14 protein-coding genes are annotated in these 13735 nt (G+C 71.7%); 4 read left to right on the top strand and 10 right to left on the bottom strand.

Annotated elements, in window-relative coordinates:
- The first annotated feature begins 17 nt into the window (after positions 1-17).
- The 3 genes from EV376_RS06995 (at position 18) to rarD (ending at position 1967) form a co-directional block, all read left to right on the top strand.
- The gene (locus EV376_RS06995; RefSeq protein ID WP_130321314.1) at positions 18-404 is read left to right on the top strand and encodes a phage holin family protein; all 387 of its coding nucleotides are present in this window, start codon (positions 18-20) and stop codon (positions 402-404) included.
- Positions 405-465: 61 nt separating this feature from the next.
- Positions 466-951, top strand: a complete 486-nt coding sequence (locus EV376_RS06990) for a GNAT family N-acetyltransferase (RefSeq protein WP_130321313.1) — start codon at positions 466-468, stop codon at positions 949-951.
- Between the two features lie 2 nt (positions 952-953).
- The gene (gene rarD / locus EV376_RS06985; RefSeq protein WP_130321312.1) at positions 954-1967 is read left to right on the top strand and encodes an EamA family transporter RarD; all 1014 of its coding nucleotides are present in this window, start codon (positions 954-956) and stop codon (positions 1965-1967) included.
- Here the strand turns inward: rarD and EV376_RS06980 are convergent.
- From EV376_RS06980 to EV376_RS06970, 3 genes are all read right to left on the bottom strand, one after another.
- Positions 1952-2641, bottom strand: coding sequence for a zf-HC2 domain-containing protein (locus EV376_RS06980; RefSeq protein WP_130321311.1), 690 nt, complete (start codon positions 2639-2641; stop codon positions 1952-1954). The two genes, rarD and EV376_RS06980, sit on opposite strands and share 16 nt — an antisense overlap.
- Positions 2638-3204: a sigma-70 family RNA polymerase sigma factor gene (locus EV376_RS06975; protein ID WP_130321310.1), complete on the bottom strand. Its 567-nt coding sequence runs from the start codon at positions 3202-3204 to the stop codon at positions 2638-2640. Before EV376_RS06975 ends, EV376_RS06980 begins: the two co-directional genes overlap by 4 nt.
- A 207-nt stretch (positions 3205-3411) precedes the next feature.
- Positions 3412-4194, bottom strand: a complete 783-nt coding sequence (locus EV376_RS06970; protein ID WP_130321309.1) for an IclR family transcriptional regulator domain-containing protein — start codon at positions 4192-4194, stop codon at positions 3412-3414.
- Between the two features lie 154 nt (positions 4195-4348).
- Between EV376_RS06970 and EV376_RS06965 the strand changes: the two genes are divergently transcribed.
- On the top strand, positions 4349-5572 hold the full coding sequence (locus EV376_RS06965; protein WP_130321308.1) for an MFS transporter: 1224 nt from the start codon (positions 4349-4351) through the stop codon (positions 5570-5572).
- A gap of 79 nt (positions 5573-5651) precedes the next feature.
- On the opposite strand, the gene EV376_RS06960 is transcribed toward EV376_RS06965, so the two are convergent.
- The 7 genes from EV376_RS06960 to nuoI all read right to left on the bottom strand — a co-directional run bounded on the left by EV376_RS06960 (position 5652) and on the right by nuoI (position 13734).
- Positions 5652-6737 (bottom strand): polyprenyl synthetase family protein, encoded by a 1086-nt coding sequence (locus EV376_RS06960; RefSeq protein WP_130321307.1) that lies wholly within the window; start codon positions 6735-6737, stop codon positions 5652-5654.
- Between the two features lie 125 nt (positions 6738-6862).
- Positions 6863-8416, bottom strand: a complete 1554-nt coding sequence (gene nuoN / locus EV376_RS06955) for an NADH-quinone oxidoreductase subunit NuoN (protein ID WP_130321306.1) — start codon at positions 8414-8416, stop codon at positions 6863-6865.
- Entirely contained in the window at positions 8413-9945 is a 1533-nt protein-coding gene (locus tag EV376_RS06950) for an NADH-quinone oxidoreductase subunit M (RefSeq protein WP_130321305.1), read from the bottom strand. Before EV376_RS06950 ends, nuoN begins: the two co-directional genes overlap by 4 nt.
- 79 nt (positions 9946-10024) lie before the next feature.
- A complete protein-coding gene (gene nuoL, locus EV376_RS06945; protein WP_130328554.1) occupies positions 10025-12004 on the bottom strand; it encodes an NADH-quinone oxidoreductase subunit L in 1980 nt (659 codons plus the stop codon).
- A 13-nt stretch (positions 12005-12017) separates the two neighbouring features.
- Entirely contained in the window at positions 12018-12335 is a 318-nt protein-coding gene (nuoK, locus tag EV376_RS06940) for an NADH-quinone oxidoreductase subunit NuoK (RefSeq protein WP_130321304.1), read from the bottom strand.
- Positions 12332-13102 (bottom strand): NADH-quinone oxidoreductase subunit J, encoded by a 771-nt coding sequence (locus EV376_RS06935; protein ID WP_130321303.1) that lies wholly within the window; start codon positions 13100-13102, stop codon positions 12332-12334. The genes nuoK and EV376_RS06935 overlap by 4 nt, the downstream gene beginning before the upstream one ends.
- On the bottom strand, positions 13099-13734 hold the full coding sequence (gene nuoI / locus EV376_RS06930) for an NADH-quinone oxidoreductase subunit NuoI (RefSeq protein WP_130321302.1): 636 nt from the start codon (positions 13732-13734) through the stop codon (positions 13099-13101). Before nuoI ends, EV376_RS06935 begins: the two co-directional genes overlap by 4 nt.
- Position 13735 lies beyond the last annotated feature (1 nt).

Genomic DNA, 13735 nt, shown 5'->3' with positions numbered 1-13735 from the left:
TGGCACCATCTTCGGCCATGGGTTTCCTGAAAGGGCTCCTGATCCGCCTGGCCATCACGGCGGTCGCCTTCTGGCTGGCCACGTTGCTGATCCCGGGCATCACGCTGGACTCGAACTCGGCTACCGAGACGGTCACCACGCTGGTCCTGGTCGCCGCCATCTTCGGTGTCGTCAACGCGGTCCTCCAGCCGATCATCAAGACCGTGGGCTGCGGGTTCTACCTGCTGACCCTCGGGTTGATCGCGCTGGTCGTCAACGGGCTGCTGTTCCTGCTCACCAGTTGGATCGCCGGCGAGGCCGGGCTGCCGTTCCATGTGGACGGGTTCTGGCCGGCCGCCGTGCTCGGCGCGCTCTTCGTCGGCGTGGTCACCTGGATCCTCGGCGCCATCCTCGACCGGGACTGACCGGCCAGATTCCGGGAATTGGCTGCTGAGCGGGCGGCTGCCGGCGACTAACGTCGGTCCGGTGTTCACGCTGACCCGCGCCGACGGTTACCTGCTCAGCACCGATCCCGGGCGCCTCGACCTCGACCGGGTGCACCGCTGGCTCGCCACCGACGCGTACTGGGCCCTCGGGCGGGACCGGGCGACGGTGGAGCGCGCCTTCGCCGGGTCGATCGGCTTCGGTGTCTACCGCCCGGAGGACGGGCGGCAGGTGGCGGTGGCCCGGGTGGTGACCGACCGGGCCACCTTCGCCTGGCTCTGCGACGTGTACGTCGACCGGACCGAGCGGGGTCGCGGGCTGGGCACCTGGCTCGCCGGCGCGGTCCGCGACCACCTGGCGGAGTTCGGCGTACGCCGGATCCTGCTGGCCACCAACGACGCGCACGCCGTGTACGCGAAGGCGGGCTTCACGCCACTGCCCGACGCACGCCTCTGGATGCAGCTCGACCAGCGGGTGACCCCGCTCACCGACAATGAGTCAAACAGCTTCACGCCCCTTACCGTTTAGCCGTGACGCCTAGTCGGCTCGGCTACCTGTACGGCATCGGCGCGTACCTTCTCTGGGGTTTCTTCCCGCTCTACCTGAAGCTCCTCCAGCCCGCCGCCCCGCTGGAGATCCTGGCCCACCGGATCGTCTGGTCGGTGGCGTTCGTCGCGCTGGTGCTGGCGGCGCTGCGCAACATCGGGTTCCTGCGGGCGCTGGCGCGCCGGCCACGGGCCCTGGCCGGGGTCGGCGTCGCCGCCGTGCTGATCGGCCTCAACTGGGGCACCTACATCTATGGGGTCAACTCCGACCGGGTGGTGGAGACCGCGCTCGGCTACTTCATCAACCCGCTGGTCGTCGTGCTGCTCGGCGTCTTCGTGCTGCGGGAGCGCCTGCGGCCCGCGCAGTGGCTGGCGCTCGGCGTGGGTGGGGTGGCGGTCGCGGTGCTGACGGTCGACTACGGCCGGTTGCCGTACCTCGCGCTGACCCTGGCGTTCAGCTTCGGGGGGTACGGGCTGGTCAAGAAGCGGCTCGGCCTGCCCGCCGCGGAGGGGCTGTTCGTGGAGTCGGCGGTGCTCGCCCTGCCCGCTGTGGCGTACCTCTGGTGGCTGACGGCCGGCGGCGACGCCGCCTTCGGGACGGTCTCGCCCGCGCACACCGCCCTGCTGGTGATGGCGGGCGCGATCACGGCGGTCCCGCTGCTGATGTTCGCCGGCGCCGCCAACCGCCTACCGCTGACCAGCCTCGGGATGCTGCAGTACCTGGCGCCGATCATCCAGCTCGGCTGCGGCGTCCTGGTCTTCCACGAGCCGATGCCGCCCGCCCGCCTGGCCGGCTTCGCCCTGGTCTGGGTGGCACTGACCATCTTCACCCTCGACGCCGTCCGGGCGGCCCGACACACTCGCCGCACCGCCCGCGCCGCCGCCACCGCACCCGTCGACCTTGCGCCTTCGGCGCTCGGTGCGCCCGGAACGCACCCGCTGCCGGGGCCGGAAATGCCAGATCGCGGGGTGCGGGGTGTGGGTCAGGGGACCTCGTAGACCAGCACCGGGGTGCCGTCGGCGCGGACCAGCTCCAGCCGGACCAGCTCCGCGTCGGTGAACCTGGTGGCCCCGCTGATCCGCAGGTCGTCGCCGGGCGCGGCGAGCCACGAGCCGATCTGCTCGGTCGCGCCGTCCGGGCCGTGCGCGACCAGCCGGAAGGCGTGCGCCTTGCCGTAGCCCACCTTCGCGTCGTACCCGCAGCGCATGGTCACCGCCGTTCCCCACTCCGTGCCGGCCAGCCCGACCTCGGCGTGCACCGGCACCGTGCCGGCCACCGGCTGCATCGCGACCATCTGCGCGCCGCGCGTCGGGTCCGGGGACGTACCGGGCAGCACGGCGGCCGTGCCGAGACCGACGACCAGCGCCAACGCGGCGGCGGCGAGAGCGGTGAGGGTGTACCGGCGGCGCGTGGCCTGTCGTTCCCGGCGTCGCCGCTCCCGCGCGGCGGCGAGCAGGTCGGGCAGCCGGGAGTCCTCCGGCGGCGGCAGGAAGTGGTCCAGGTCGGCCGGGTCCAACCGGCCGAGCAGCCCGGGCAGGACGGCGATCTCGGCGACCGCCTGCTGGCACTCGGCGCAGCCGGTCAGGTGCCGCTCGTACGCCACGCGCTCGGCGGGAGCGAGCGCGCCCAGCACGTACGCGCCGTCGTCGTGCGCGAACTCGCACCGGGTCATCCCGTCACCCCCATCTCGGCCAGGACCAACCGTAGTGAGCGCAGCGCGTAGTGCGTCCGGGACTTGACCGTCCCCGGCGGCACCCCGAGCCGCGCCGCGGCCTCGGCCACCGACCGTCCCTGGTAGAAGCACTCCACCAGGACGTCACGATGGGTGGGGCTGAGTCGGTTCAACGCCTCGGCGACGGTCCACGCCTCGACCGCGCGCTCCGCCTCGTCGATCGCCTCGGGTGGCTCGGGCAGTTCGTCGGTGTAGACCTCGCCGACCCGGGTCGACCGGCGGCGCCAGGCGTCGATCGCCAGGTTCCGGGCGGTGGTGAAGAGCCAGCCACGCACCGAACCGCGGCGCGGGTCGAGCGACTCCGGGTGCCGCCAGGCCCGCAGCAGGGTCTCCTGCACCAGGTCCTCGGCCCGCTGCCGGTCACCGTTGACCAGGCGCAGGGCGTGCGCGTACAGCGCCTCCGCGTGCTCGTCGTGCAGGGCGCGGAGCAGGTGGGCGTCGTGGTCGCTGATGGCGATTCCTCGCTCTCGGCGAGTAGGTCCGGCAGGCCTTCGCAGGGACATACGTGCGCCCGTCCCGATCGGTTCAGCCGCAGGTCATCGTCATTGCTCCGGGCGAGGTGTTTCCGGCCCGGTCCACATCGACGCCGACCCTCGCCACCGCCTGGCGTCCGGCGGTACGCCCGCCACCCGCTGACCGGTGTGCGCCGATCGGGCGCCGTCGGCGCGCTGGTCCTCGGCTTCGGGTGGTGGCGCCGCTGGCGCGGGCCGTCAGTTCTCGGCGGCGAGGCACTCCGCGATGCTGCGGGCTGCGGTGAGCAGCTTGGCACGGACCACCCGCGCGGAGGTCATCATCTCGCTGGCCGGCAGGGCGCAGGCGAGCACGACTCGGCGCTCCATGTCCTTGTCGGGGCTCACCAGCACCGCCGCGCACGCCACGCCCTGCCGGTACTGCCCCAACTCCATCTGCATCCCGCGCCGGTCCCCCGCCGCCAGGTCCGCCTCGAACGCCTCGACGGTGGTCAGCGTCGCCGTGGTGAACGCACGCATGCCGTACTCGCGCAGGTAGCGGAACCGCTGCTCCGCCGTGAGGGTCGCGAGCAGCGCCTTGCCCAGCGCGGTGGCGTGTGCCCCCTCGTCGAAGCCGGGGACCAGGTCCTCCAGGTACGGCGAGCGCGGGCCCTCCGCGACGGCCGTGATGGCGACCTGCCCGCCGACGAACTTGCCGAGGTAGTGACTGTAACCGGTATCGGCGGCGGCGCGCCGCAGGCACTCGCCGACCGCCGGCGGCCCCCGGAACGCGGTGACCAGTTCGCGGTAGCGGTCGGCCACCTCCAACCCCACGATGTACGTGCCGTCCTCGCGCCGGATCACGTAGCCCTCGTACGCCAGGGTGCGCACCAGGTGGTAGGTGGTGGCGACGGTCAACTCGCACCGCCGCGCGATCTGCTTGACTGTCAGCCCTCGCGGGGCGCGACCGACCGACTCGAGCACTCGCAGCGCGCGGGACACGCTCCGGATCAGGTCCGAAGGTTCCGCCAAGGGGTCGCGCACAACCACCTCCGCAGCCGGGGACTTACACCATATGAAATACGTGCCCGGTGCGAAATGCCTGTTCGGGTGGAGGATGCCAGATCGTCATCCACACGCCGTACCACCTTGGCCACTGAACGTGATACGAAGGTGAATCGCGTAGGTTGTTCAGATCATGGTCGACGCCGCGCTTCAGCTCACCGACGCTCCGGCCCGGCCGGTGCGGGCCGCCGCCGGTGCCGTCGCGGTCACCATCGCCTGTGTCCTGCCGGTCTTCCTGGTCGGCGGGCTGGCCGTGCAGATGGGTGACGACCTGGGCTTCTCCCCGGCCGGTCTCGGGCTCGTGGTGGCGATCTACTTCGGCGTCGGCGCGCTGGCGTCGGTGCCCTCCGGCGCCCTCGCCGAGCGGTACGGCCCGGCCGTGGTCGCCCGGGCCGGCATCCTGATCTCCGCCACCACCATGCTCGCCGTCGCCGGTCTCGCCCGGTCCTATCCCGTGCTGGTCGGGCTCCTGGCGCTGGCCGGCACGGCCAACGCGCTGGGCCAGCTGGCGAGCAACGCCGCGCTGGCCCGGCACGTCCCGGTCCGGCGGCAGGGCCTGTCGTTCGGCGTGAAGCAGGCCGCCATCCCGATCTCCACGCTCCTGGCCGGGGTGGCGGTACCGACCGTGGCGCTTACCGTCGGCTGGCGCTGGGCCTTCGTGGCGGCCGCCGGCGCCGCTCTGGTCGTACTGCCGGCCGTGTCGGCTCGGGAGCCGCGTCCGACGCGGAGGGCCGCCGCCCGCGGGGGCCGGGCGACCGGGGCGCTGGTGGTGGTGGGCGTCGCCGCGACCCTCGCCGCGGCCGCCGCGAACGCGCTCGGCACGTTCGTCGTCGACTCCGCCGCCGCGCGCGGCCTGGCGCCCGGTCTGGCCGGGCTGACGCTGACCCTGGGCAGCGCCGTCTGCGTCGTCGCCCGGGTCGGCGCCGGCTGGCTCGCCGACCGGCGGGCGGGTGGGCACGTGGCCGTCATCGCCGGGATGCTCGTCGTCGGCGCCGGCGGGCTCGGCCTGCTCGCCGTCGCCGGCCCGGTCCCGCTGGTGGCCGGTGTGGTGCTCGGCTTCGGGCTCGGCTGGGCCTGGCCGGGCCTGATGAACTTCGCCGTGGTCCGGCTCCACCCGCAGGCGCCGGCCGCCGCCACGTCGATCACCCAGACCGGTGTGTACGCCGGCGGCTGCCTCGGCCCGCTCACCCTCGGCCCCCTGGCCGCCCACCTGGGTTACCCCACCATGTGGACGACAGCGGCGGTCGCGATGCTCGTGGCCGCCGCCCTGATGCTGACCGGCAGCCGCCTGCTGTCCCGCCCGACCCACCACCCCCAGCCGACCCCACCCCGCCCGACCTCAGCGCGCCGATCATGAAGTTGTCGCGGCGACACGCCGACGCGAGGCGCTACAACCTCATGATCGACGGAGCGACGGGCGGTGCCGGGAGGGGCGGTCAGCTGGTGCGGTCGGCTATGTAGTCGCAGAGGGATTCCAGGGCCCGGCGGGCCGCGGTGTGCGGCAGCGGGGCGAGCTCCGCGCGGGCGTCCTCGGCGTAGCTCCGGACGGTTTCCCGGGCCCGCTTGAGGGCGGGGCTCTCGCGGAGCAGGCCGAGCGCCTCGGCGTGCAGGTCGTCGTCGGTGAGCGGACCGGTCGCCAGGATCTCCCGCAGCCGCACCGACGAGGCGTCGGCGTCGTCGGAGGCGAGCGCGTACAGCACCGGCAGCGTCGGGACACCCTCGCGCAGGTCGGTGCCCGGCGTCTTGCCGGACTGCATCGACTCGCTGGCGATGTCCAGCAGGTCGTCGGAGAGCTGGAAAGCGACGCCGATCGTCTCGCCGAAACCGCCGAGCGCCTCGATGTGCTCGGCGCTGGCCCCGCCGAACATGCCACCGAAGCGCGTCGAGGTGGCGATCAGCGAGCCGGTCTTCTCGGCGATCACGTTCAGGTAGTGCGCGACCGGGTCGTCGCCCGGGCGCGGCCCGACGGTCTCCGCGATCTGGCCGTGCACCAGTCGCGCGAACGTCCGGGCCTGCAGGCGTACGGCTTCGGTGCCCAGGTCGGCCGCGATGTCGGCGGCGCGGGCGAAGAGATAGTCACCGACCAGGATGGCGACCGAGTTCGTCCAGCGGGAGTTGGCGCTCTGAGCGCCCCGGCGCACCGGCGCCTCGTCCATGACGTCGTCGTGGTAGAGCGTCGCCAGGTGGGTGAGCTCCATCACCACCGCGGCCGGCACGACCCGCGCGCACGACGGGTCACCGAATTGCGCACCGAGCGCCACCAGCAGCGGGCGGAACCGCTTGCCGCCGGCCTCGACGAGGTGCCGGGCGGCCTCGGTGACGAACGGGTCCGCGCTCGCGACGCTGGAGCGCAGCTCGGCCTCGACGCCCTCCAGCACGCCCAGCACCGACTCCTCGAGGCGGGGATCGCCGAAGCGCAGGCCGAGCGCGCCGAACTGACTCGTGCTCTCCCGGCCCGGGCGACCGCCCACGCCGGTGGCACTTGAACGCTCGCCAGCCGGTTTAACCACGTCTCCAACCATGCCACACGCCGCCGACCAGCCCCGGGCCGGGATGGGGCCGGACACCGTACGGGGGGCGAGGCCCGGTTCCGGAAACGGCGCGGGGCCGGTACGCGGGCGCGTACCGGCCCCGCGCCGGACAGGTGTCACCGCACGAACTCTGCGGCCCCCGTGGCGAGATCGAGCAGCGGCGCCGGGACGACGCCGAGGACCAGGGTGGCGATCACACCGATCATCAGCGCCGCCGAGGTCAGCCCGCCCGGCACGGTCACGGTCGGCGTGGACTCCCCGGGCTCGGAGAGCCACATCAGCACGACCACCCGCAGGTACGGGAAGGCGAGCACCATGCTGGTCAGGACACCGGCGATCACCAGCCAGACGTGCCCACCGTCCAGGGCCGGACCGAAGACCGCGAACTTGCTGGTGAAGCCACTGGTCAGCGGGATGCCGGCGAAGGCGAGCAGGATGAGGGTGAACAGCGCGGCGTAGAACGGCGAGCGCCGTCCCAGGCCCGCCCAGCGGGACAGGTGGGTGGCCTCCCCGTCCGCGTCGCGGACCAGGGTGACCACGGCGAACGCGGCCAGCACCGAGAAGCCGTACGCCACCAGGTAGAACATCGTCCCGGAGATGCCCTCGCTGTTCGGCGCGAGCACGCCGACCAGGAGATAACCGGCGTTCGCGATCGACGAGTACGCGAGCAGCCGCTTGATGTCGGTCTGGGTGACCGCCAGCACCGCGCCGACGAGCATCGTCAGCACCGCGACCACGCCGAGGACCGGGGTGAAGTCCCACCGGGCGCCCTCGAACGCCACGTGGAAGACCCGCAGCAGGGCGCCGAACGCGGCGACCTTCGTGCACGCCGCCATGAAGCCGGTGATCGGCGTCGGCGCCCCCTGGTACACGTCCGGCGTCCAGACGTGGAACGGCGCCGCGGCGGCCTTGAACAGCAGGCCGATGGCGAGCAGCGCCATGCCGGCGAAGAGCAGCAGCGGGCTGGCGGGGCTCTCCGCCACGGCCGCGTGGACGGTGGCGAAGTCCACCCCGGCCGACCGGCCCGGGATGCCGGCGGTGAAGCCGTACACCAGGGCGACACCGAAGAGGAAGAACGCCGAGGCGTACGCGCCGAGCAGGAAGTACTTCAGCGACGCCTCCTGGCTCAGCAGACGCCGGCGGCGGGCCAGCGCGCAGAGCAGGTAGAGCGGCAGGGAGAAGACCTCCAGCGCGATGAACATGGTCAGCAGGTCGTTCGCCGCCACGAAGATCAGCATGCCGGCGACCGCGAAGCTGGTCAGCGGGTAGACCTCGGTGAGGCCGTTCGCGCCCTCGGCCTGCCGGCGGTCGTCGGCCGACTCGGCGGTCACCGCCGCCTGGGCCACGAACGACCCGCCCCGCTCGACCGTACGCTCGCCGATCAGCAGCAGCGCCATCGCGGCCAGGACCAGGATCGCGCCCTGGAGGAAGAGCGCCGGCCCGTCCACGGCGATCGCGCCGCCGATGGTGATGAGACGGTCGTCGGCGCTCAGCACGACCATGGTCAGCGCGGCCAGCACCGCGAGCAGCGCCACCGCCAGCTGCACCACGTGCCGCAGCCGCCTCGGCACGAACGCCTCGACCAGCACACCGGCCAGCGCGGCGCCCAGCATGATGAGTATCGGCGCGAGCGCCGCGTACTCGATCGAGGGAAGCTTCAGCTCACTCATTTGGCCGCCTCCTGGACGGTGCCCACCGACGGGGCCGGGTCGGTCCTACCGATGTCCTGCATGGTCGCCTGGACGGCCGGGTTGATCACGTCGGTGACGGGCTTCGGGTAGAAGCCGAGCAGCACGATCAACGCGATCAGCGGGGCCACCACGACCTTCTCGCGCAGGTTGAGGTCACGCTTCATGGCGTCGATCTCGGTCAGCGCCGGGTTGAGGGTGCCCTGCGTGGTGCGCTGGAACATCCACAGCACGTACGCGGCGGCCAGGATGATGCCGAGCGTGGCGATCACGGCGACCGGCTTGTTCACCGTGAACGTGCCGATCAGCACCAGGAACTCGGAGACGAACGGCGCCGTGCCGGGCAGCGCCAGCGAGGCCAGGCCGGCGAAGAACAGCACGCCGGCCAGCAGCGGCACCAGCTTGCCGGCGCCGCCGAAGTCGCTGATCAGCGCGGAGCCCCGCCGGGCGATCAGCATGCCGACCACCAGGAAGAGCAGGCCGGTGGCGAGGCCGTGGTTGACCATGTAGAGCACCGCGCCGGTCGCGGCCTGGCTGGTGAACGCGAAGATGCCGACCCCGATGAAGCCGAAGTGCGCGATCGAGGTGTACGACACCAGGCGCTTCAGGTCGTTCTGCCCGACCGCGAGCAGCGCCGCGTAGATGATGCCGATCAGGCCCAGCGCCAGCGCCCACGGCGCGAACCACTTCGCCGCGTCCGGGAACAACGGCAGGCAGTAACGCAGGATGCCGAAGGTCCCGACCTTGTCGAGCACGCCGACCAGCAGCGCGGCGGCACCGGCCGGGGCGGCCCCACCGGCGTCCGGCAGCCAGGTGTGGAACGGGAAGAACGGCGCCTTGATCGCGAACGCGAGGAAGAAGCCGAGGAACAGCCAGCGCTCGGTGCCGGTGGAGATGTCCACCTGCGACAGCGCCTGCCAGTCGAAGGTCTTCCCGCCGACGACCCACAGGCCGATCACCGCGGCGAGCATGAACAGACCGCCGACCAGCGAGTAGAGGAAGAACTTCACCGCCGCGTACTGCCGCTGGTGGCCGCCGTAGCTGCCGATGAGGAAGTACATCGGCACGAGCATGACCTCGAAGAACACGTAGAACAGGAAGACGTCGGCGGCGGCGAAGACGCCGAGCATCGTGCACTCGAGGACCAGCAGCAGCGCGAAGTAGGCCGGCACCGACCGCTTGCTCGACTCCGCGTCGTGCCAGGACGCCAGGATCACCAGCGGCACCAGCACCGCGATCAGCATCAGCATGACCAGCGCGATGCCGTCGGCGGCGAAGGTGAAGTTGACGCCCCAGTTCGGGATCCACGGGTACGACTCGCGGAACTGGAACCGGTCGCCGCCGGTCTGCCAGGTCACCCACATGACCACCGAGAGCGCCAGCACCAGCAGCGACCAGCCGAGCGCAACCCGCTTGGCGAGCTCCGGCCGGCGGCGGGGCAGGAAGGCCACCACGAGGGCGCCGACCAGCGGCGCCACGGTGAGCACCGAGAGGAACGGAAAGTCGGACATTACGCGGCCTTACCTCCGTCGTCACTGCGCGGTCCGTCGGCGACGGCCGCGTGCGAGGCCGACGGCCTCTTGAGGTCGATCACGCCAGCCACCCCGCCTCGACGGCCAGGAAGGCTGCCACCACCAGCAGGGCGCCGGCCAGGATCGAGGTGGCGTACGACCGGACGAAGCCGGTCTGCAGCCGCCGGAGCCGGCCCGAGCCGCCGCCCACCCCGGCGGCCAGGCCGTTGACCAGCCCGTCGATACCGCGGTTGTCGAGGTAGACCAGCGCCCGGGTCAGGAAGATGCCCGGCTTCTCGAACACCGCCTCGTTGAAGGCGTCGGTGTAGAGGTTCTTCCGGGCGGCGGTGACCAGCACCCCGGCCGGCTGCGGCTCGGTGGCCGTGCCGGCCCGGAACAGGAACCAGGCGAGCCCGGCGCCGAGGGCGGTGACCAGGATCGACAGGATCGTGATCGCGAGGTGCGACAGCACCGCCTCGTGCGCCTCCGTCTGGCCGCCCAGCCCGGCGGTGGTCTCCAGCCACTCGGGGACCGGCCCGGCCATCAGCGCACCGGCGGCGACCGAGCCGACGGCGAGCAGGATCAGCGGGACGGTCATCAGCTTCGGCGACTCGTGCGGGTGGTCGCCCGCCCCCCCACCCGTACCTGCAATATCTTCGGTCCAGCGGGCCGGGCCGTGGAACGTGAGGACGAAGAGCCGGGTCATGTAGAACGCGGTCAGCCCGGCGCCGAGCAGGGCCGCCAGGCCGAACAGCCAGGCCGTCCAGCCCTCCCGCTCGAACGCGGCCACGATGATCGGCTCCTTGGAGAAGAAGCCGGAGAACGGCGGCAGACCGATGATCGCCAGCCAGCCCGTCATGAAGGTCAGCCAGGTGACCTTCATGTACTTCGACAGCCCGCCGAAGCGCCGGATGTCCACCTGGTCCTTCATGCCGTGCATGACCGAGCCGGCGCCCAGGAACATGTTGGCCTTGAAGAAGCCGTGCGCCAGCAGGTGCACGATCGCCAGCGCGTACGCCGCACCGCCGAGGCCGACGCCGAGGAACATGTAGCCGATCTGGCTGACCGTCGACCAGGCGAGCACCCGCTTGATGTCGTCCTTGGCCGCGCCGATGATGCAGCCGATCAGCAGCGTCAGCGCGCCGACGGTCATCACGACCAGCTGCAGCGTCGAGTTGGCCGAGAAGATCGGGTTCGACCGGGCGATCAGGTAGACGCCCGCGGTGACCATGGTGGCCGCGTGGATGAGCGCCGACACCGGGGTCGGGCCCTCCATCGCGTCCGGGAGCCACGCCTGCAGCGGGAACTGACCGGACTTGCCGGTCGCGCCGAGCAGCAGGAGCACGCCGAGCACCAGGACCGTGGTGGCGGCCAGCGAGCCGACGCCCGAGAAGACCTCGTCGTACTGCGTGGTGCCGAGGGTGGCGAACATGATGAAAATGCCGATGGCCAGGCCGGCGTCGCCGACGCGGTTCATCAGGAACGCCTTCTTGCCGGCCGTGGCGGCGCTGGGCCGCTCGTACCAGAAGGAGATCAGCAGGTACGACGCCAGACCGACGCCCTCCCAGCCGAAGTAGAGCATCACGTAGTTGTTGCCGAGCACCAGCAGGAGCATGGCGGCGACGAACAGGTTGAAGTACCCGAAGAACCGCCGGCGCCCCGCGTCGTGCGCCATGTACTCCACGGCGTACAGGTGGATCAGGAAGCCCACCCCGGTGATCAGCAGGACGAAGACCGCGGCCAGCGGGTCGAAGAGCAGACCGAAGTCCACGTGCAGGTCACCGACCGCCATGAACTCCCACAGGCTCAGCTCGACGGACCGGTTCTCGAGGCCGCGCAGCTGGAAGAAGTAGGTCAGGCCGAGCACGAACGCGACGCCGACCGACGCCACGCCCAGCCAGTGCCCCCACCGGTCCGCCCGGCGGCCGAGCAACAGCAGGATCGCCGCGCTGACCAGCGGGATCGCGACCAGCAGCCAGACGCTGCCGAGCAGCCCGTCGGCCGTCGCATACGTGACGGCGCCCACCGGCTCTACCGGAGCGTTCGCCAGAATCTCCATCACCGCAGGCCCCTCAGTACTTCAGAAGGTTGGCGTCGTCGACGCTCGCCGAGCGCCGGGTCCGGAAGATCGCCATGATGATCGCGAGCCCGACCACGACCTCGGCCGCGGCCACCACCATCACGAAGAACGCCATGATCTGCCCGTTGAGGTCACCGTTGATCCGGCTGAAGGTGACCAGGGCCAGGTTGGCCGCGTTGAGCATCAGCTCGACGCACATGAACAGCACGAGCGCGTTGCGCCGGACGAGCACCCCGGAGGCGCCGATGGTGAACAGCACCGCGGCGAGGACCAGGTAGTAGTTCGGCTCGACCGAGAAGAACTCGTTCACTTTTCGGTCCCCTTCGGCGTGATCTCCTCGGCGGTCAGCTCGCGGACCGGCAGGATGTCGGGGGTGCTGCGCTCGGTCAGCCGGCCGTCGGGCAGGCGGGCCGGCGTGGCGACCGAGGAGGACGTGGCGTACACGCCGGGGCCGGGCTTCGGGCCCGGGTAGCTGCCGGGACGGAACCGCGCCTTCATGGTGGCGATCTGGTCCATCCGGTCCTCCTTGCGCCGCTCGATGTGCGCCAGCACCATCGCGCCGATCGCCGCCGTGATGAGCAGCGCCGAGGTCAGCTCGAACGCGAAGACGTACTTGGTGAACAGCAGCCGCGCGATGCCCTGCACGTTGCCCTCGGCGTTGGCGACGGCCAGGCCGGCGGCGTCGCCGCCCGCCAGCGCCCGGTAGACACCGGTGCCGACCAGGCCGGCGAAGCCGATCCCGAGGACGATCGCCGCGATCCGCTGCCCGCGCAGCGTCTCGATCAGCGAGTCGGACGAGTCCCGGCCGACCAGCATCAGCACGAACAGGAAGAGCATCATGATCGCGCCGGTGTAGACGATGATCTGCACCATGCCGATGAACGGGCCGGCCTGGAGCACGTAGAACACGCCCAGGCAGAGCATCGTCAGGACGAGCCAGAGCGCCGAGTGCACGGCGTTGCGGGAGGCGATCATGCCGATCGCGCCGAGCAGCGCCAGCGGGGCGAGGATCCAGAAGGTGACCGCCTCGCCGCCGGACACCGAGCCCGCCGCGGCGAGCACCGTCTGCGTGGTCATGCTCCGTCTCCCTTGCCGGCCCGCTGCGCGGCCTGCTCGGCACCCGGGAAGGTCACCCCGGGGTGCTCGTCGAGCTGGTAGCGGCCGGGGCCCATCGGCGAGCGCTCCGCGCCGGCCGAGGTGCCCGGGTTCTCCAGCGCGCCGACGTAGTAGTCCTTCTCGCTGTCACCCAACCGCATCGGGTGCGGCGGCTGCTCCATGCCCGGCAGCAGCGGCGCCAGCAGCTGCTCCTTCGTGAAGATCAGGTCCTGCCGGTTGTCCCGGGCCAGCTCGTACTCGTTGCTCATGGTGAGCGAGCGGGTCGGGCAGGCCTCGATGCAGAGCCCGCAGAAGATGCAGCGGGCGTAGTTGATCTGGTAGACGCTGGCGTACCGCTCACCCGGGGAGAAGCGCTGCTCCTCGGTGTTGTCGCCACCCTCCACGTAGATCGCGTCCGCCGGGCAGGCCCACGCGCACAGCTCGCAGCCGATGCACTTCTCCAGGCCGTCCGGGTGCCGGTTGAGGATGTGCCGCCCGTGGTAGCGGGGTGCCGAGACCGGCGGCTTGGCCGGGTAGTCGGTGGTGACGACCTTCCTGAACATGTGCGAGAAGGTGACCCCGAAGCCCTTGAACGTTCCGGTGATCGCGCCCACG

It is taken from the genome of Micromonospora sp. CNZ295, assembly GCF_004217535.1.
The sequence above is the reverse complement of the archived record's forward strand: the minus strand, read 5'-3'. Positions and strand labels throughout refer to the sequence as shown.